This window comes from Marinobacter zhanjiangensis (assembly GCF_014651935.1).
GTDB lineage: Bacteria > Pseudomonadota > Gammaproteobacteria > Pseudomonadales > Oleiphilaceae > Marinobacter > Marinobacter zhanjiangensis.
In genome coordinates this window covers 106,363-124,836 of sequence record NZ_BMXV01000008.1, presented here as the reverse complement: position 1 = coordinate 124,836, position 18,474 = coordinate 106,363, and the positions used below count along the sequence as shown (strand labels likewise).

Genomic DNA, 18,474 nt, shown 5'->3' with positions numbered 1-18,474 from the left:
TCTTCGCGCACAGATGGTGCCCCCGGCAGGGGGCGCCGGGGTATTCCTCAGACGTCGCTGGCAATCAGGTTGCCGGCGTGAAGCCCGCACTCCTTCTGTGTGGCTTCCTCCCACCACCAGCGGCCCTCGCGCTCGTGCTGGCCGGGCAGTACCGGGCGGGTGCAGGGCTCGCAGCCGATGCTCACAAAGCCCCGTTCGTGCAGCCGGTTGTAGGGAGCTTCGGAAATACGGATGTAGTCCCACACGTCTTTTGACGACCAGTTGGCCAGCGGATTGAACTTCACCAGTTCGCCGTTGCGACCCTCAAAGGCGTCGTCAAGCTGCACCGCCGGCACGTCATTGCGGGTGCCGGGGCTCTGGTCCTTGCGCTGGCCGGTGACCCAGGCGTCGAGGGTGTTCAGCTTGCGGCGCAGGGGTTCCACCTTGCGAATACCGCAGCATTCGCCGTGACCGTCCTCGTAGAAGCTGAACATGCCTTTTTCAGTCACCAGGGCCTGGACTGACGCCGCGTCGGGGAACTGGAATTCGATGTCGATGCCGTAATGCTTGCGCACCCGCTCGAAGAACTCATAGGTCTCCGGGTGCAGGCGCCCGGTATCCAGGGAAAACACCCGCAGCCGGTCAGTGAGCTTGTGGGCCATTTCGATCAGGGCCACATCTTCCGCGCCGCTGAAGGAAATCGCAATCTCGTCATAGTGGGCCAGGGCGGCCTTGAGGATGGCCCTCGGGCTCTTGCCCTCCAATTCGCTCTGAAGCTGCTCAATGTCCGTCATCGAATTATCGTTATCCCGTGAAATGGTCGCCACAATTTATCACCAGAACGAAGGTCAATGAAGTAATCAGCAATCATAAGGTTATAGCAGGGAAGGATTCGCCGGCGAACGGTCACGCTCCGACGGTGCAATTGCAGGCGTATTTTTCTATCATGGCGGACCAATTGACTTTGACCCCGTTACAGGAGATGACTGTGGAGCTTGCGTGCCTTGACCTTGAGGGCGTCCTCATTCCGGAAATCTGGATCGCATTTGCGGAAAAAACCGGTATTGAAGAGCTCAAGGCCACCACCCGGGATATTCCCGATTACGACGTACTGATGACGCAGCGGCTCCGTCTGCTGGATGAACATGGTTACGGCCTGGCGGCAATCCAGGAAGTGATTGGCGAGCTGGACCCGCTGCCCGGTGCTCCGGAGTTCCTGGACTGGTTGCGTGAGCGTTTCCAGGTGGTGATCCTCTCGGACACCTTCTACGAGTTCGCCATGCCGCTGATGAAGAAGCTGGGTTATCCCACCCTGCTGTGTCACAAGCTGGAAGTGAATGACGAAGGGCGTATCACGGACTACCTGCTGCGCCAGCGTGACCCCAAGCGCCAGTCCGTGCGCGCTTTCCAGTTGCTCAATTACCGGGTGATTGCGGCCGGTGATTCCTACAACGACACCACCATGTTGACCCAGGCCGAGGGCGGCATCCTGTTCCACGCGCCTCAGAACGTCATCGACGAGTTCCCGCAATTCCCGGCAGTGCAGGATTTCGAGGCACTGAAGAAAACTTTCCTGGAGCTGAGCAACCGTTACTGAGATCCGGTCATGCGCGGTGGGCTGGCCCGGGACATGAACCGGAGTCCTGATCGAGTGTCTCCAGCGTCGTGAGCAGCCGCTGGATCTTGGTCAGGGACTCCTGGTATTCCTCCTCCGGATCCGAGTCCGCCACGATACCGCAGCCGGCCCAGGCGCGGATGCGGCCGTCGTTCAGGGTCTGCAGGCTGCGGATCGCGATATTGCTCTGCAGCCGGTTGTCCGCCCCCCACCAGAACAGGCTACCGCAGTAGGGTTCGCGGGTGTGGGCTTCGAGTTCATCGATAATCTCCATGGCCCGGCGCTTGGGTGCACCGGTAATGGAGCCACCGGGGAAGGCGCTGAGCATGGCTTCAAACGGCGTGACATCGGCCTTGAGCGCGCCGGTCACCGTGCTCACCAGCTGGTGTACATTACGGAAACTCTCCACCCCGAACAGTTGCGGTACCCGCACCGAAAACGGTTCGCAAAAGTGCGAGAGATCGTTGCGGATCAGGTCCACAATCATCAGATTTTCGGCCCGGTCCTTGGGGCTGGCAGCCAGCTCCTCGGCCAGTTCCTGATCCCTGAGCGTGTCCTGGTCACGGGGCCGGGTGCCCTTAATGGGTTTGCTGGTCACGCGCTTGTCCGTGATCTCCAGCAGCAGTTCCGGGGACACGCTCAGTAATTGCCAGTGGCCGGTATCCAGGTAGCCGCCGTGGGGGACGGGAATCGCCTTCGTCAGCGCCTGCCAGGCCCGCCAGGGAGACCCCTCGAAGCACCCCTCGAAGGCCTGGGACAGGTTGGCCTGGTAGCAGTCACCGGACTGAATGTAGGACAGTATGCGGGCAACGCCTGCTTGATAGTCCGCCGCCGAGCCCAGGGCCCGGAAGGGCTCCGTGATGCGGAAGCCAGCGCCTGCTACCGGTGGCTTGTCGCCCTGGTCGCAAGCCAGTACCCGGGCCTTCAGTGGCGCCGGGCAGAGGTGATGAAATGCCAGCCAGGCATCGCCGCTGGCGGGAATGGTCAGGTCCCACAGGTACAGCCCGGCCCAGCCGAGGGAGTCCATGGTGGGCTGCCGGCTGCGGAATCCGGGAACCGTCTGCCGCCCGGCTTCGTAAAACAGGCTACCGGCAATGGCACCACCGGCGCCGGAAGCGGCGATGCTCTGGTGGGTTTGCAGGATGTCCGACACCGTTCCGGAAAACCGCCCCGGGTGGTCCGGGAAGGTCCAGTGCCGCGCGGGCAGGGCGCTGACCCGCCGGGTGTCTCCCCGTTCCGTGTCCAGACAGATGAACCCGTCGAGCCCGGCGAGGGCATCGAGCAGGGTTTCAACGCGGGATCGGGGCACAGTGTGGCGAGTCAACATCCGGAAACCTGACCTGGTCGTGACGGGAAAAGCAGGTCGCACATGATACCCTATAACCCGGGTTCTCTTCAGAAGTTCCTGAATCCATTCGGTCATGGGCCGCGGAGTAAGGAAGTACCCTTGCCAAGCATCAGAGACACGGCCAGACGGCGATGGCGCGCCTGGGTCAACCGTCGCATACCACGGGACGACCGGCGTCATCTGGACCGCCGCTCCATCTTCATACTGCCCACCGGTGCCGGGCTGGTATTCGGGCTGCTGCTGGTGGTCATGCTGCTGACCGGCATCAATTATCAGAACAGCCTGATCTACCTGCTGACCTTCCTGCTGGGAGCACTGTTTGTGGCGGCCATGCACCAGACTCACAACAACCTCAGTGGCGTTGACGTGGCGCTGCTGAAACCCGGCGAGGGCTTCGCGGGAGACACCATCGTGTTCCGCGTTCGCTTGCAGGCCCGTCACGATGCCCCCGCTATCGACCTCAGCAGTGACGCCATGGCCGGGCCAAGCCTGTCCATTCCCGGCAACGAGCTTGTGGACGGCTCCCTGGAAATCCCCAGCCGCGAACGGGGTTACCTGCTGCCCGACAGAATCCGCATCGAAACCCGTTTCCCGTTTGGCCTGCTGGTGGCCTGGTCATGGTTGCGACCGGCGACATCAGCCATTGTCTACCCGCGCCCCATTACGCCGATCCAGGCCCCGGAGGGCGCCACCGAGGGCGAAAGCGTCGAAGCCGATCAGCGTAGCCAGGGCCAGGATCAGGTGGAGCTGCGCCCCTGGCGTGAGGGCGATCTCAGTGCCCGGGTCGACTGGAAACGTTTTTCCCGCAATGGTGACATGGTGGTGGCAGACTGGCAGGGCGAGCAGGGCAGTCCCCGGTGGCTGGATTTCGAGAGTTTTCCGGGGGCGGACCATGAGTTGCGGTTGAGTTACCTGACCGCTCTTGTGCTGGAGCGTCACAATGCCGGCGAGCCCTGGGGGCTGAGATTGCCCGGGCTGACCATTGAACCGGACCAGGGCGATCAGCACCGGAAAGCCTGCCTGAGGGCGCTGGCCACCTGGCAGCGGACACCGCCGGAGCGGGGGGCAGGGGTATGACGGCCAGGGTGCCCATGTTGCCCAGTGGCGCACTGCTGTGGCTGCTGTCCGGGTTTGTGGTGCTGCTGCTTCCGCAGTGGGATCGTCTGCCCCCGTGGCTGATTGTGGCCTGCCTGCTGCTGGCCGGGTGGCGCTGGCTGGCTCAGCAGGGCAGGGTGCGACTGCCCGGGCGCTGGCTTAAACTGGCGGTCATGGGAACCCTGATCGCCGGCTATATCGCCACCGTCAGCGGACACTTCAGTGTCGATACGGCGGCCTCCTTCTTCGTGCTGGCGGTGGGTCTGAAATGGCTGGAAACCCGCAACAGCCGTGACTTCTTCGTGCTGTTTTTCATACTGGTGTACCTGGCGGCGGTCAACTTCCTGTTCAACCAGGGGATCGGCTGGACGCTGGTTACCCTGGCAGGGGTCTTCATCCTGCTGGTGGCCCTGCAGTTGCTGCATACACCGGGGACCAGCCGCAGTCCGGTCAGTGGGCTGCGGCGACTGGGCGGCATGATGCTCAAGACGCTGCCGGTGGTGCTGGTCCTGTTTATCTTCTTTCCCCGCATGGCTCCGCTCTGGAGCGTGCCGCTGGTCTCTGGTGAGGCCCGCACCGGTCTGTCGGACAGCATCACTCCCGGTGATATCTCCAGCCTGGCGCAGAGCAGCGAACGGGTCTTCCGCGTCACCTTCGGCGGCGACACGCCGGCTCACCGGGACAGGTACTGGCGGGGCCTGATCCTGGACCGGTTTGACGGCGACACCTGGAGCCAGTGGCAGGAAACACCACCGACGAGGCTCGGCCGGGTCGACCTGGATGCGGGCATCGGCAACCTGGCGAACAACCAGTACGATGTGCTGATGGAGTCCTCCGGCCAACGCTGGGTGTACGCGCTGGACGACTCCCGGGCCGTATCCGGCAATGTCACCGAGGTGCCCGGCGAGCTGTTCCGCCTGGAGCGCCCGGCGGACACCTCCATCCGTTATCGCATGGCCCTTGAGCCGGCTGCCGACGATGCCGGTTCGCTGTCCCCCTCCGAACGCCGGCGTTACCTGCAGTTGCCGGAGCGGGGCAATGAGCGCAGTCGCCAGCTGGCCAGCGAGCTGGCCGACGCCGCGGACTCGGACCTGGCCTTTGCCCGCTCAATCCTGGACCGTTTCCGGCAACAGCCGTATTTCTATACCCTGCGCCCGCCGACCATGCCGGATGACCCGGTCGATACGCTGTTGTTCGATGCCAAACGGGGCTTCTGCGCCCATTACGCCAGTGCCACCACCTTTCTGTTGCGGGCTGCGGGCATACCCGCCCGTATCGTGGCGGGTTACCAGGGTGGCTCGGCCGGGGCCGACGATGCCTACCTGATCGTGCGGCAGTACGATGCCCACGCCTGGGTGGAAGCGTGGGTTGAAGGCCGGGGCTGGGTCCACCTGGATCCCACCGCGGCCATTGCCCCGGACCGCATTGAATCGGGCCTGCGCGACGCTATGGCGGAAGAGGGCTCGTTCCTGGAGGACGACTGGACGTCGCCGCAACGTTATGGCGATATCGCGGTGGTGCAATGGCTCAGCCTGCAGATGGACCGGATCAACTACAACTGGCAACGCTGGGTGGTCGGCTATCAGGGCCAGTCACAGATGGATCTGATGAGCCGGTTGCCGGGTAATATCGGTCTCAGGGAGCTGGGCTATATCACCGCCGCGCTGGTCGGTCTGGCGATGCTGGTGGCCGGCATTATTGCCGCCTTGCGCCACGCAGGTGGCCGCCGTGACGATCCGGTGGCCATGCTTGTGACGCGCTGGGTGCGGTCCCTGGAGAAGCAGGGTGTGACGGTGCCGCCAGGGGTAACGCCCGGGCAGCTGGCGAGTCTGACCGCCCGTCAGGCACCCGCCGCCGGACGGCTGGCACAGGCCTTTGCCCGCGACCTGAACAACCATTACTATGGCCCGGACTCCCGGCGATTGCGCGCCGGTGGATCGCAGAAACCGCTGGCTCTCCGTGTCATGCGACGCCGGCTATCCGCCATTCGCCGTGAGATACAACGATCAACCCGAAACAGGCCCGCCGGACGAGAGTCATCGTCGCGGTCGCAGCGCCTGTCCTGAATCAGGAAGTACCCGTGAACGACATGCCCTGGCTGACGCCGGTACTGGAACGCTTTGCACAGGACCTTGATCAGGGCCGGCTGCCCCACGCCACCCTGGTACACGGTGAACGGGGTGTGGGCAAGCGCCGGCTGGCCGAGCGCATTTCGGCCCTGCTGGTCTGTGAGCGGCGTGCGGTGGGTTCCGGGGAGCCGTGTGGCCAGTGCCGTCAGTGCCAGCTGGTGACTGGTGACTCCCATCCGGATATCCGGGTCTACCAGCCGGAAAAATCCCGCATGGTCCGCATCGACCAGGTCCGGGCCCTGTCGCAGTTTGCGGTGGCCTCGCCCCAGGTGGCCCATTTCAAGGTGGCTATCGTCGACCGGGCGGATCAGCTCAATATCAATGCCGGCAATGCCCTGCTGAAGACCCTGGAGGAGCCGGCGGCGGATGTGGTGCTGTTGCTGCTGCAGGAAACCGGCCGGCCGGTGCTGCCGACCATTCGTTCCCGCTGCCGCATCCTGCCGCTGGCAACGCCCCGTGCCAATGTAGCGACCGGCTGGCTGTCAGCGCAACTGGCGGGCCGCGACGAGGTGCCGGGCACCGATGACCAGGCACTGGCGCTGCATTTGGCCGGAGGGGCACCAAGACTGGCGCTGGAGCTTCTGGACAGTGGTTTTCTGCAGCAGCGGGAAGCCGCGCTGGATGCCTTTCGTCAGTTCATGAAAGGCGGGGTTTCCGTAGCCGTGGCGGCGCGGGCGTTCCGGGATCTGGGCCACGAAGCCACCCTGAACCTGATGGAAGGCTGGGCCAATGATCTGGCCCGCAGCATGGCCGGTGGTGATGCCCGCGACCCGGGCATCAGCGAGGTGGTAAAATACCTGGCAGCCGGCAATCCGCCCTGGCGGGCCCAGCAACTTGTGGACGCCATCCGCGAATCCCGGCGAGCTTTGGTGAATAATGTCAGCCCCGAACTGGAAACGGACCGTCTGCTGATTCAGTGGCAAGAGCTGATGCCCCGGCGCAGGCGGGCAGGGTAATTCGGAAACAGAGGCAGGCTGCCTGACAGGACTGTCTGCTAGAATGAAATCGAAGCCGACCCGCAGCACACCGGGGGCGGCAGCATAACGACAACAGCTGGAGGACACCCATGGGGCCTGGTTTCGGCGCGCGTAGTGGTATTCTGACCCTGACCATCAAGGACAAGGCAGTCTTGTATGCGGCCTACATGCCATACATCCGCCAGGGCGGGCTGTTCATTCCCACCCAGAAGCAGTATCAGCTGGGCGACGAGGTTTTCCTGCTGCTGAATCTGATGGACGAGCCGGAAAAGATCCCGGTTGCCGGCAAGGTGGTGTGGATCACTCCGCGGGGCGCCCAGGGCAACCGCGCAGCGGGGATTGGCGTGCAGTTCAATGGTGAGGACGAGACCGCCCGTACCAAGATCGAGTCCTACCTGGCAGGGTCCCTGAGTTCGGACCGGCCAACCCATACCATGTAATGGCAGGGCGCAGCAGGCGCCCGTTGTTCCCGTTGGAGGAAAGTCTGCTTCCCATGAACCCATCCCCATCCCCGGATTTGCTCTGTGACTCGCAAACGGATTTCCATGAAATCCGCTGGCCCCTGAAACAACTGACCCTGGCGGGCCTGCACTGGCCGGCTGCAAGCGAGGCTCCGAAGGCACCCCCGATTCTCATGCTGCATGGCTGGCTGGACAACAGTCTGACTTTCTACCGACTGGCACCTGGCCTCCAGTCGATGGCCGATGTCTGGGCGCTGGATCATGCCGGGCATGGCTATTCCGGCCATCGACCGCCAGGGCAGAGCTACCTGCTGGCCGACTATGTGGCGGATCTGGCGGAACTGATCGAAAGCCATTTCGCCGACCATGAGCAGGTGGACCTGGTGGGCCACTCCCTGGGCGGCATCGTATCGATGCTGTATGCAGCGGCGTTCCCCGAGAAAGTCCGCAAGCTGGTGATGATCGACAGTCTGGGCCCCCTTTCCAAGGACCCGGAAGAGGCGGTCGGCCAGCTGCGGCGGGGTATCCGCAAGCGGCTCACCGGTTCCGGTGCCAGTGCGGTCTATCCGTCACTGGAAACGGCGGCCAAGCTGCGTACCGGGGGGCGCAACCCCTTGTCTGAAGACGTGGCCCGGGTGTTGCTCTCCCGCAATATGGAGCAGGGTACTGACGGCTGGCACTGGCGTACCGATTCCCGCCTGCGCCACCCTTCCACCATGATGTTTACCGAAGAGCAGGTGATGGCCTTTGTCCGTTCGGTGACCGCTCCGACCTTGCTGATCCGGGCGGAGCATGGACTGCTGGCGTCCTTTGACCGCTGGCAGAAGCGTTTTGAGGCCCTGGAGAATGTTCGCTGCCTGGATATTGATGGTGGGCATCACTGCCATCTGGAGGGGAATATCACCCCGGTGGAAGAGGGTATTCGTTGTTTCCTGAAAGAGGGCTGACCAAGGTGTTACTGACAGTATCCGGCGTGCTCCGGAGGACAATGGCATTGCTTGGCGCCGCAGCGTTGCTGATAATTCCGGTGGCCGGTCATGGCAGCCAGTTGCTGGCGTTTCCCCAGGCAAGCCTGGAAGAAGAAACGTCCATCCGGTCGGCAAGCTACCGGGTCATGCTCAGCCCCATCCGCGAGGCAGACAACGAGGTGCGCGCTGAACAGTCGGTGCGGCTGGCGGTTGAAGGCAGTGGCCGCCTCTACCTGCTGGAACCCGGTGCCAGTCGTGACAATGCGAGACGCTGGTACCTGGAGCAGCTGCAGGCAATGAACGCCAGTATCCTGTTCCATTGTGAAGGGCGCCGCTGTGGTCGCAGCAACGTCTGGGCCAACCAGGTGTTTGACCAGTCCACCCTGTACGGACGGGACGCCGACCAGGACTATCTGGTGGCCGGGTTCGAGGACGATAGCGGGCGACGTTGGCTGGTGGTGCTCTATACCATTACCCGGGGCAATCAGCGGGAATACCTGTGGCTGGAGCGGCTGGAGCTGTCTGATGATGCGATAGTGCCGGGACTGGATGGCGCCGTGGGCAGGCTTTCGGGGCCAATGATTGTGCCCTGGGAAGGGGATATCAGCATCAGTGTGGAATGGGATGTGGAAACCCGTCGCCAGATCAGGGAAAAAGCGCAGGACCCTGACAGCCGGATTGTCCTTGCGGGCTTTACCGCCCTGGGATCGGATGAAACCGTCGAGCAGGCTCTCGAGCGATCGCAGAAAGCTGTTCAGACCATGTCGGACCTGCTCGACCGTTCGGGAATTTCCCGTTCCCGCCATATCATTCGCAACCTCGGGCCGCTGGTCAGGATCGAATCGCCGGGGCGGCCCCCGAACCGGATTGAAATACTGATCGTCGCGCCACCGGAGGGAGGCAGGAACATTGAGTAAGGAAAACAAACCGGAACAGGGCCAGATACCGGCCGTGCCGCCCGGGAAATCCGACCCGGGGGGTACGGTGACCCCGGACAAAAAAAACCAGCCGGGACGATCAGGTAGCAAAACCACCGCTACCCCGTCTCGCAAACGGGTAGCGCTCGCGCTGGGATCAGGCGGTGCCCGTGGTTACGCCCACATTGGTGCCATCGAGGTACTGGAGGAGCGCGGTTATGAGATTGTGGCCATTTCCGGCTGTTCCATGGGCGCCCTGATTGGCGGTGTTTATGCTGCGGGCAAGATGCAGGCCTACAAGGACTGGGTCACCGGTCTGGGGCAGTTCGATGTACTGAAGTTGCTGGATGTAACCCTTAACTCGGGGGGCGCGATCCGGGGTGAAAAGGTGTTCTCCGTAGTGCGTGAGATGCTGGGGGACATCCGCATCGAAACGCTCCCGCTGGCCTACACGGCGGTTTCCACGGACCTGCTGGGCCATCGGGAAATCTGGTTCCAGGAGGGGCCGCTGGATCAGGCCATCCGCTCATCCATTGCCATTCCGGGGCTGATTACGCCGGTGGTGCTCAATGGCCGGGTGCTGGTGGATGGTGCGCTGCTGAATCCATTACCCATCATGCCCACCATCTCCGCCCACGCCGACCTGGTGTTCGCGGTCAACCTTAGTGGCGAGGGCGATGCAGCCGACCGAGTTCCCGATGCGGCCTTCCATCCGCCGGAAGAGGACTCCGAACTGGAGGAGTGGGTTGGCAGAATCCGCGACAAGGCCTCCCGCTGGCTGGACTGGGACGCGCTTAAATCCTTCGGGGGCCGGCGGGACGGCGAGCGGCTGACAAAAGACGATTCGCCGGAGAAGAAGCTGGAGACTGAAATCAGGGAGCAGGTGGAGGAAGTGGAGGAAAAGACGGCGGCGAGCCGCGATCCCTGGCAGGAAACCGGTACCATCAACTGGGAAAAGCTTGGCATTGGCCGGTTCGATATCATGAACCTGACCATCGAGACCATGCAGAGTGCGCTGGTTCAGTACAAGCTGGCCGGCTACCCACCGGACCTGCTGGTGAACGTGCCCAAGAACTCCTGCCGCACCTATGACTATCACAAGGCTCCGGAAATGATCCAGATCGGCCGTGAACGCATGCATGGGGCGCTGGACCGGTTTGAAAAAAACCGCAGCAGTTCCGGTCCAATGGCGATCTGATCCGTATACCGGTGGCAGGGCTGCCGGCCTGCGTGATTACGCGTATAATCCTGCAACTACATTCAATGCCCACCGCCATGGTGGGAGCTGGCAGAAGGAACCGGCAGTGACCCGTCCTATCGACGATCTGATTACCGTGCGCGACTACCTGCGTTACGCCGCCTCACGATTCAGCGAAGCCGGCCTTCATTTTGGTCATGGTACCGATAACCTGTGGGACGAGGCGGTTCTGCTGGTGATGCGCAGCCTGCACCTGCCGCTGGAGAACAATACCCTGTTCCTGGACGCCCGCCTGACCCGGGATGAACGCCAGCTGATCCTGGAACGTATCGATCGCCGGGTACACGAACGCAAGCCGGTGGCCTACCTGATTGGCGAAGCCTGGTTCATGGGCATGCCCTTCCATGTGGACGAGCGTGTGCTGGTGCCGCGCTCTCCAATGGCGGAGTTGCTGGAGACTGGCCTGCAGCCCTGGCTGGCGGATCAGCCGGTTGAGCGCGTACTCGACCTGTGCACAGGCAGTGGGTGCATCGGTATTGCGGCGGCCACAGTATTCCCGGACGCGATGGTAGACTTGTCCGACGTTTCCGACGACGCGCTGGCCGTGGCCCGGTCCAACATCGAGCTCCACGAGCTGACCGATCGGGTGACGGCGATACGCTCCGATGTGTTCGATCAGATTACCGGCAGCTATGATGTAATCCTCAGCAACCCGCCGTACGTGGACGCGGAGGACCTGGCCGATATGCCGGACGAATTCCACCATGAACCGAGGCTGGGCCTGGAAGCGGGTGATGATGGTTTGGCCATCGCCCACCGTATACTGGAAAAGGCGGCACAACACCTTAACCCGGGCGGGCTGCTGATCGTGGAAGTAGGCAACAGCTGGCATGCCCTGGACATGGCTTTACCGCAGATGCCGTTTACCTGGCTGGAATTCGACAATGGCGGCGACGGCGTATTCCTGCTGACCCGTGAAGCCCTTGTGGCTGGTCTGGGCAAATCCTGATCCATTTTTTAACTTTCAACGACAAGATATTGAATTATGTCCGGAAACACCTTTGGAAAACTGTTCACCGTAACCTCCTTTGGTGAAAGCCATGGTCTGGCGCTGGGCTGTATTATTGATGGCTGTCCTCCCGGTCTGGAGCTGAGTGAGGCCGACCTTCAGGATGACCTGGACCGCCGCAAGCCGGGAACCTCCCGTCACACCACCCAGCGCCGCGAAGCGGACGAGGTCAGGATTCTTTCCGGCGTATTCGAGGGAAAGACCACCGGCACGCCGATTGGTCTGATGATCGAAAACACCGACCAGCGATCCAAGGACTATTCAAAGATCGCAACCCAGTTCCGGCCGGCCCACGCCGACTACACCTACATGCACAAGTATGGTGTGCGGGATTACCGTGGTGGTGGTCGCTCCTCCGCAAGGGAAACCGCCATGCGGGTGGCGGCCGGTGCCGTGGCCCGCAAGTTTCTGCAACAGCGCCTGGGCATCCGCATCCGTGGCTACCTGTCGCAGCTTGGCCCGATCAGCGCCGAAAAATTCGATTGGGAACAGGTTCATCAGAACCCCTTCTTCTGCCCGGATGCCGACAAGGTGCCGGAAATGGAAGCCTACATGGATGCCCTGAAGAAGGAGGGCAATTCCATTGGCGCCCGCATCAACGTGGTAGCGGACGGCGTGCCTCCCGGTCTGGGCGAGCCCATCTTCGACCGGCTGGACGCCGACCTGGCCCATGCCCTGATGAGCATCAACGCCGTCAAGGGCGTGGAAATCGGCGCCGGCTTCGAGTCTGTCACCCAGAAGGGTACCGAACACCGGGACGAACTGACGCCGGAAGGCTTCCTGTCCAACAATGCCGGCGGGGTACTTGGCGGCATTTCCTCCGGCCAGCCCATTGTCGCCAGCATCGCCCTCAAGCCCACCTCCAGCCTGCGACTGCCGGGGCAAAGCATCGACGTGGACGGCAACCCGGTTGAGGTGGTCACCACCGGGCGCCATGACCCCTGCGTTGGCATTCGCGCCACGCCCATCGCCGAGGCGATGATGGCCATTGTGCTGCTGGACCACTACCTCAGGCACCGGGGCCAGAACGGTGATGTGACGGTTTCCACACCGGATATCGGGCAGGTCTAGTGTCAAAGCATTCAGGCGCTCAGTAGGTCAACGAATTAACCAGACGGGACACTAATCATCTACTGGAGACTCTCGAACCTCTACTTCTGGTTCTTTGCGCTGCTGGGGTCACTGCTGCCGTACTGGTCGCTGTACCTGGAAGGGCGCGGGTTTTCCTACCTGCAGATTGCCACCCTGATGGCGACCATCCAGCTCACCAAGGTGGTGGCCCCCAGCGTGTGGGGCTGGATTGGCGACCAGACCGGCCTGCGGGTGCGGCTGGTACGCTTTGGCGCCGTGGTGGGTTCGCTGTGCTTTGCCGGCGTTTTCCTGGAACCCGGGTTCTACGGGCTGCTGCTGGTCATGCTCCTGTTCACCTTCTTCTGGAACGCCATACTGCCCCTTTATGAAGTCATCACCCTGCGGGTGCTGGGCTCAAAGAAGGAAAAATACGGCAGGATCCGCCTCTGGGGTTCGGTAGGTTTTATCGGCGGCGTCGCCATCATCGGCGCCATCCTCGAATACATCCCGATCATATTGCTGCCCTGGCTGCTGCTGCCGGTATTCGCCGGTATAGCAATATCGACCTTTCTGGTGCCGTCTGAACGGGGCGCCCGAAAAACCAGCGCCCCCAGCGGCAGCCTCAAGGCTATCGTCGGCCACCCGGCGGTCATCGCGTTCTTCGGGATGAACTTCCTGCTCCAGGTGTCCCACGGTGCCTACTACACCTTCTTCAGCATCCACCTGGAACAACACGGCTACGGCAAACTGCCCATCGGCCTGCTCTGGTCACTGGGCGTGCTCGCCGAAATCGGCCTGTTCCTGATCATGCACCGGATTACCCGATACTTCACGGTCCGGCAGATTGCCATCGGCGCCTTGCTGCTGACCATGCTGCGCTGGATCCTGATCGCGGAAGTGACCGATGTGGTCCCGGTACTGATCTTCGCCCAGCTGCTGCACGCCGCCTCCTACGGCGCCCTTCACGTGATCTCTGTGCAGTACGTTCAGGGCTTCTTCGGCGAGCACCACCACGGCCAGGGCCAGGCCCTCTACAGCGGCCTCACCTTTGGCGCCGGCGGGGCCATAGGCGCCTGGTTGTCCGGCTTCCTGGTGGAAGGCTTCAGCACCTCCGCCGCCTTCTGGGGCGGCGCCGTCGCCATGGTGTTCGCCGTCTTCATCACCTGGCGCTGGCTGCAACCACCACCGGAACCATCAACTACCTGATCTCGCCCGCGATGGCGAGCAACGCCCGTGCCTGTGGACTCAGCGACCGCCCCCGCAACCCGACGGCCCCCAGAAAACGACTGACCCGATGCTCCACCGGCAACACCGTCAGGGAATCGTCCACCATGCCTACCGGCAACACACTCCATCCCAGGCACACACCGGTCATCACCTTCAATGTTTCCAGATAGTTAGTAGGCATTGGCAGATTCAGGGACAGGTCGGCATCCAGAAACAACCGACTAACGGTCCGATAGGTAGCCGTGCCGGCCTCCGGCAATAACGCATCATAGCCCGACAGCGCTTGCAGATCCGGCGCTTCCATGGACGCCAGCGGATGATCCGGCGACACCACAAACAGCATCTCATCCTCCCACCGGGCATGCACCTCGAACGACTGATCCATACTCTCGCTCAAGGTCACAAACGCCAGCTCCGCCGAACGCCGGCGCATCTGGTCATAGGCCCCTTCCGAGTCCATAAACTGCAGCCCGAGCGTCACCTCCGGATATTCCCGGTTCAGCCGTTGCAGCCATGCCGGCAAGTGGTGCAGGCCGATATGGTGACTGGCGATCAGCGACAGGTGGCCCGAGACCCCTCCGCCCTGGTCCTGTATTGAGAGACGGGCATTGTGGACTTCATCGAGGATCCTTCGGGCGTGAGGTAGCAGCCTGGCTCCGGCATCAGTCAGGCGAATCTTGCGATGGCTCCGTTCCAGCAAGGGGGTTCTGAGCTGGTTTTCCAGAGCGGCCAGCCTTTTACTGATGGCCGGTTGGGTCAAGTGAAGTGTTTCGGCAGCTTCGGAAAAAGATCCTTGATCGATAATGGTGACAAAGGCCTTTAATGCGCTTGAATCCATCTGTTTTTCCTCTGAGGCTGGCACGCAGCGTGAGGATCGGGATGGGGGATGCCTTTCCGGGACCGTCGAGCGCCAGGGATGGCGCTCGTCGAGCCCTACATGGACGTACTTGCGGGGCGTGTCCCGGAAAGGCATACCGCATCCCGGTCCCGGCACCGGATTTCAATGGCTGGGTGCGGAGTCCGGCCAATGGCTGAAAGTCAGATTCAGCCATTCTATCATTCCAAAAGGGAATCCGATGAATAAAAAACATGAATTGAGGTTATTTGAAACAGGGGAGTAGAATCGCACTCACAGCAGTCAAAACGAAGACCCGAATAACCGAGAGAGACCAAACCATGGCGGGCAAGACCTTATACGACAAATTGTGGGACGACCACCTGGTCAAACAGCGGGACGACGGCTCCGCGCTGATCTACATCGACCGGCACCTGCTCCACGAAGTCACCTCACCCCAGGCCTTCGAAGGCCTGCGCCTGGCCGGCCGCAAACCCTGGCGCATCGATGCCAACATCGCCACACCGGATCACAACGTACCCACCACCGACCGTGAACTCGGTGTGGAAGGCATCGTCGACCCGGTGTCCCGCATCCAGGTGGAAACCCTCGACAAGAACTGCGACGAGTTTGGCATCCTCGAATTCAAGATCAAGGACCAGCGCCAGGGCATCGTCCACGTCATCGGACCAGAGCAGGGCGCCACACTGCCGGGCATGAGCATCGTCTGTGGTGACTCCCACACCTCCACCCATGGCGCCTTCGGCTGCCTGGCCCACGGCATCGGCACCTCCGAAGTGGAGCACGTACTGGCCACCCAGTGCCTGGTCCAGCAAAAAATGAAAAACATGCTGGTCAAGGTGAATGGCACACTCGGCCCCGGTGTCACCGGCAAAGACGTAGTCCTGGCCATCATCGCCCGCATCGGCACCGCCGGCGGCACCGGCTACGCCATCGAATTCGGTGGTGATGCCATCCACGACCTGAGCATGGAAGCCCGCATGACCATCTGCAACATGTCCATCGAAGCCGGTGCACGTGTGGGCATGGTCAGCGTTGATGACACCACTATCGACTACGTCCGGGGCCGCCCGTTTGCGCCCAGGGGCGAGCAATGGGACAAGGCCGTCGACTACTGGCGCACCCTGCATAGCGACGATGACGCCGAATTCGACAAGGTTGTGGAACTGGACGGCGCCGACATCCAGCCGCAGGTCAGCTGGGGCACCTCGCCGGAAATGGTCACCGGCGTTGGCGGCACCGTACCCGACCCCACGGCCGAGGAAGACCCCATCAAGCGTGAAGGCATTGTCCGCGCGCTCAAATACATGGGCCTTGATCCGAACATGAAAATCACCGACATCAAACTCGACCGCGTCTTTATCGGCTCCTGTACCAACAGTCGTATCGAAGATCTGCGGGAAGCGGCAAAGGTGGTCAAGGGCCGCAAGGTGTCGCCGATCCTCAAGCAGGCCATGGTGGTACCCGGTTCCGGCCTGGTGAAAACCCAGGCGGAGCAGGAAGGCCTGGACAGGATCTTCATCGAAGCCGGCCTGGAATGGCGCGACCCGGGCTGCTCCATGTGCCTGGCCATGAACGCCGACAAGCTGGGGCAGGGGGAGCATTGCGCGTCCACCTCCAACCGCAACTTCGAAGGCCGTCAGGGCTTCGGTGGCCGTACCCACCTGGTCAGCCCGGCCATGGCGGCGGCAGCTGCCGTCAACGGCCATTTCGTTGACGTCCGCGAAATGATGAACTGATCCACAGGAGACACACCATGCGAGCATTGCAGCAACACCAGGGCATTGTTGCCCCCATGGACCGGTCCAATGTGGATACGGACATGATCATTCCCAAGCAGTTTCTCAAGTCCATCAAGCGGACCGGCTTTGGCCCCAACCTGTTTGACGAACTGCGCTACCTGGACGAAGGCAAGCCGGACCAGGACTGCTCCAACCGTCCCATCAACCCGGATTTTGTGCTCAACCAGGACCGCTACAAGAATGCCAGCGTGCTGCTGGCCCGCCGGAATTTCGGCTGCGGCTCCAGCCGTGAGCACGCCCCCTGGGCCCTGGACGACTTCGGTTTCCGGGTGATCATAGCCCCGAGCTTTGCCGATATATTCTACAACAACTGCTTCAAGAATGGCCTGTTACCCATTGTTCTTGATGAAGAAATAGTAGAGAAACTGTTTCAGGAAACCTACGACAACGAAGGCTACCAGCTGTCCGTGGACCTGGAGACGAAAACCGTCACCACACCGTCCGGCGAGTCCTTCAGTTTCGAGGTGGACGATTTCCGGCGCCATTGCCTGCTCAACGGTCTGGACGATATCGGCGTCACCCTGGAAGATGCCGACCTGATCCGGGAATACGAGAACCAGCGTCGCCAGACCGCGCCCTGGCTATTCAACGCCGCTCACTAATTCAAATAAATCGTTCAAATAAATCGACAGGAACAAGACATGTCCAGAAGTGTATTGATGTTGCCCGGCGACGGGATCGGTCCCGAAATCGTCGCTGAAACCGAAAAGGTACTGAACCGAATCAATGAACAGTTCGACCTCGGGCTGCAGTTTGATCACGGCCTGGTGGGCGGTGCTGCCATCGACGAGACCGGCGAGCCATTGCCCGGCAAGACCCTGGAGCGGGCGAAAAAATCCGACGCCATTCTGCTGGGTGCCGTGGGCGGCCCCAAGTGGGATAACCTGGAAATGGCAAAGCGCCCGGAAAAAGGCCTGCTGGGCCTGCGATCCAATCTGGAGCTGTTCGCCAACCTGCGTCCGGCAATCCTCTACCCGCAGTTAGCCTCGGCTTCATCGCTCAAGCCGGAAGTGGTGTCCGGCCTGGATATCATGATCGTGCGCGAGCTGACCGGTGGTATCTACTTCGGCCAGCCCCGGGGTGTCCGCACCCTGGAAGGCGGCGAGCTCCAGGGTTTTAATACCTATGTATACAGCGAATCGGAAGTCCGTCGCATCGGCCGTGTTGCCTTTGAGGCGGCGCGCCAGCGCGACGGCAAGCTGTGCTCGGTTGACAAGGCCAATGTGCTGGAAGTAACCGCAATGTGGCGGGAAATCATGGACGATCTGGCGAAGGACTATCCGGACGTGGAATTGTCCCACATGTACGTGGACAACGCCGCCATGCAGCTGGTCCGCGCGCCCAAGCAGTTCGACGTGATTGTGACCGGCAACATGTTTGGTGATATCCTTTCCGATGAAGCGGCCATGCTCACCGGCTCCATTGGTATGTTGCCGTCCGCCTCGCTGAACTCCGAAAAACAGGGCATGTATGAGCCCTGTCACGGGTCGGCGCCGGACATTGCCGGGCAGGGCATTGCCAACCCGCTGGCCACCATTCTGAGTGGCGCCATGATGCTGCGCTACAGCCTGGGCGAGGAAAAAGCCGCCGGGGCCATCGAGGCGGCGGTCAGCAGGGTACTGGATCAGGGTCTGCGCACCGCGGACATCATGTCCGATGGTATGCAACAGGTGTCCACCCGGGAGATGGGTGACGCTGTTCTGGCGGCCCTGTAAGCTAACCGTCTTATTACGCCGAACTCCGACGGCAGCACAACGCCGCT

General features: G+C 62.0%; 17 protein-coding genes. 14 read left to right on the top strand and 3 right to left on the bottom strand.

The window, feature by feature from the left end:
- Nucleotides 1-47: 47 nt before the first annotated feature.
- Nucleotides 48-797 carry a phosphoadenylyl-sulfate reductase gene (locus tag IE079_RS16185; RefSeq protein ID WP_265013655.1) on the bottom strand — a complete coding sequence of 250 codons (750 nt, stop codon included), beginning with the start codon at nt 795-797 and terminating at the stop codon, nt 48-50.
- 170 nt (nt 798-967) lie between these two features.
- Between IE079_RS16185 and thrH the strand changes: the two genes are divergently transcribed.
- Nucleotides 968-1,576 carry a bifunctional phosphoserine phosphatase/homoserine phosphotransferase ThrH gene (gene thrH, locus IE079_RS16180; protein ID WP_189577889.1) on the top strand — a complete coding sequence of 203 codons (609 nt, stop codon included), beginning with the start codon at nt 968-970 and terminating at the stop codon, nt 1,574-1,576.
- Between the two features lie 7 nt (nt 1,577-1,583).
- Here thrH and IE079_RS16175 read toward each other — a convergent pair whose 3' ends face one another.
- Nucleotides 1,584-2,921: an anthranilate synthase component I family protein gene (locus tag IE079_RS16175; RefSeq protein ID WP_189577888.1), complete on the bottom strand. Its 1,338-nt coding sequence runs from the start codon at nt 2,919-2,921 to the stop codon at nt 1,584-1,586.
- 120 nt (nt 2,922-3,041) lie between these two features.
- Between IE079_RS16175 and IE079_RS16170 the strand changes: the two genes are divergently transcribed.
- The 10 genes from IE079_RS16170 (at nt 3,042) to IE079_RS16125 (ending at nt 14,033) form a co-directional block, all read left to right on the top strand.
- The gene (locus IE079_RS16170) at nt 3,042-4,019 is read left to right on the top strand and encodes a DUF58 domain-containing protein (protein ID WP_227712559.1); all 978 of its coding nucleotides are present in this window, start codon (nt 3,042-3,044) and stop codon (nt 4,017-4,019) included.
- Nucleotides 4,016-6,103: a transglutaminase TgpA family protein gene (locus tag IE079_RS16165; RefSeq protein WP_189577886.1), complete on the top strand. Its 2,088-nt coding sequence runs from the start codon at nt 4,016-4,018 to the stop codon at nt 6,101-6,103. The genes IE079_RS16170 and IE079_RS16165 overlap by 4 nt, the downstream gene beginning before the upstream one ends.
- Nucleotides 6,104-6,126: 23 nt before the next feature.
- On the top strand, nt 6,127-7,122 hold the full coding sequence (holB, locus tag IE079_RS16160; protein ID WP_189577964.1) for a DNA polymerase III subunit delta': 996 nt from the start codon (nt 6,127-6,129) through the stop codon (nt 7,120-7,122).
- Nucleotides 7,123-7,232: 110 nt separating this feature from the next.
- The gene (locus IE079_RS16155) at nt 7,233-7,583 is read left to right on the top strand and encodes a PilZ domain-containing protein (RefSeq protein ID WP_189577885.1); all 351 of its coding nucleotides are present in this window, start codon (nt 7,233-7,235) and stop codon (nt 7,581-7,583) included.
- Between the two features lie 53 nt (nt 7,584-7,636).
- Complete coding sequence (locus IE079_RS16150) at nt 7,637-8,551, top strand: alpha/beta fold hydrolase (protein ID WP_189577884.1); 915 nt, start codon at nt 7,637-7,639, stop codon at nt 8,549-8,551.
- 41 nt (nt 8,552-8,592) lie between these two features.
- Entirely contained in the window at nt 8,593-9,489 is an 897-nt protein-coding gene (locus IE079_RS16145; RefSeq protein WP_189577883.1) for a DUF4892 domain-containing protein, read from the top strand.
- A gap of 151 nt (nt 9,490-9,640) precedes the next feature.
- Nucleotides 9,641-10,687, top strand: a complete 1,047-nt coding sequence (locus IE079_RS16140) for a patatin-like phospholipase family protein (RefSeq protein ID WP_265013654.1) — start codon at nt 9,641-9,643, stop codon at nt 10,685-10,687.
- Nucleotides 10,688-10,793: 106 nt separating this feature from the next.
- Entirely contained in the window at nt 10,794-11,696 is a 903-nt protein-coding gene (gene prmB / locus IE079_RS16135; RefSeq protein WP_189577881.1) for a 50S ribosomal protein L3 N(5)-glutamine methyltransferase, read from the top strand.
- A 36-nt stretch (nt 11,697-11,732) separates the two neighbouring features.
- Nucleotides 11,733-12,827 carry a chorismate synthase gene (aroC, locus tag IE079_RS16130; RefSeq protein WP_189577880.1) on the top strand — a complete coding sequence of 365 codons (1,095 nt, stop codon included), beginning with the start codon at nt 11,733-11,735 and terminating at the stop codon, nt 12,825-12,827.
- 54 nt (nt 12,828-12,881) lie between these two features.
- On the top strand, nt 12,882-14,033 hold the full coding sequence (locus IE079_RS16125) for an MFS transporter (protein ID WP_189577963.1): 1,152 nt from the start codon (nt 12,882-12,884) through the stop codon (nt 14,031-14,033).
- Here IE079_RS16125 and IE079_RS16120 read toward each other — a convergent pair.
- On the bottom strand, nt 14,026-14,892 hold the full coding sequence (locus tag IE079_RS16120) for a LysR family transcriptional regulator (protein WP_189577879.1): 867 nt from the start codon (nt 14,890-14,892) through the stop codon (nt 14,026-14,028). The genes IE079_RS16125 and IE079_RS16120 overlap by 8 nt on opposite strands.
- 338 nt (nt 14,893-15,230) lie before the next feature.
- Between IE079_RS16120 and leuC the strand changes: the two genes are divergently transcribed.
- The 3 genes from leuC to leuB are packed head-to-tail and all read left to right on the top strand — an operon-like array spanning nt 15,231 to nt 18,427.
- Entirely contained in the window at nt 15,231-16,649 is a 1,419-nt protein-coding gene (gene leuC, locus IE079_RS16115) for a 3-isopropylmalate dehydratase large subunit (RefSeq protein ID WP_189577878.1), read from the top strand.
- Between the two features lie 17 nt (nt 16,650-16,666).
- On the top strand, nt 16,667-17,314 hold the full coding sequence (gene leuD, locus IE079_RS16110; RefSeq protein WP_189577877.1) for a 3-isopropylmalate dehydratase small subunit: 648 nt from the start codon (nt 16,667-16,669) through the stop codon (nt 17,312-17,314).
- 39 nt (nt 17,315-17,353) lie between these two features.
- Entirely contained in the window at nt 17,354-18,427 is a 1,074-nt protein-coding gene (leuB, locus tag IE079_RS16105; protein WP_189577876.1) for a 3-isopropylmalate dehydrogenase, read from the top strand.
- Nucleotides 18,428-18,474 lie beyond the last annotated feature (47 nt).

Coding starts and splice junctions, on each gene's coding strand:
- IE079_RS16175 (WP_189577888.1), bottom strand. CDS start 2,921: ATGTTGACTCGCCACACTGTGCCCCGATCCCGCGTTGAAACCCTGCTC.
- leuD (WP_189577877.1), top strand. CDS start 16,667: ATGCGAGCATTGCAGCAACACCAGGGCATTGTTGCCCCCATGGACCGG.
- IE079_RS16165 (WP_189577886.1), top strand. CDS start 4,016: ATGACGGCCAGGGTGCCCATGTTGCCCAGTGGCGCACTGCTGTGGCTG.
- IE079_RS16145 (WP_189577883.1), top strand. CDS start 8,593: ATGGCATTGCTTGGCGCCGCAGCGTTGCTGATAATTCCGGTGGCCGGT.
- IE079_RS16150 (WP_189577884.1), top strand. CDS start 7,637: ATGAACCCATCCCCATCCCCGGATTTGCTCTGTGACTCGCAAACGGAT.
- holB (WP_189577964.1), top strand. CDS start 6,127: ATGCCCTGGCTGACGCCGGTACTGGAACGCTTTGCACAGGACCTTGAT.
- IE079_RS16155 (WP_189577885.1), top strand. CDS start 7,233: ATGGGGCCTGGTTTCGGCGCGCGTAGTGGTATTCTGACCCTGACCATC.
- aroC (WP_189577880.1), top strand. CDS start 11,733: ATGTCCGGAAACACCTTTGGAAAACTGTTCACCGTAACCTCCTTTGGT.
- IE079_RS16120 (WP_189577879.1), bottom strand. CDS start 14,892: ATGGATTCAAGCGCATTAAAGGCCTTTGTCACCATTATCGATCAAGGA.
- leuC (WP_189577878.1), top strand. CDS start 15,231: ATGGCGGGCAAGACCTTATACGACAAATTGTGGGACGACCACCTGGTC.
- leuB (WP_189577876.1), top strand. CDS start 17,354: ATGTCCAGAAGTGTATTGATGTTGCCCGGCGACGGGATCGGTCCCGAA.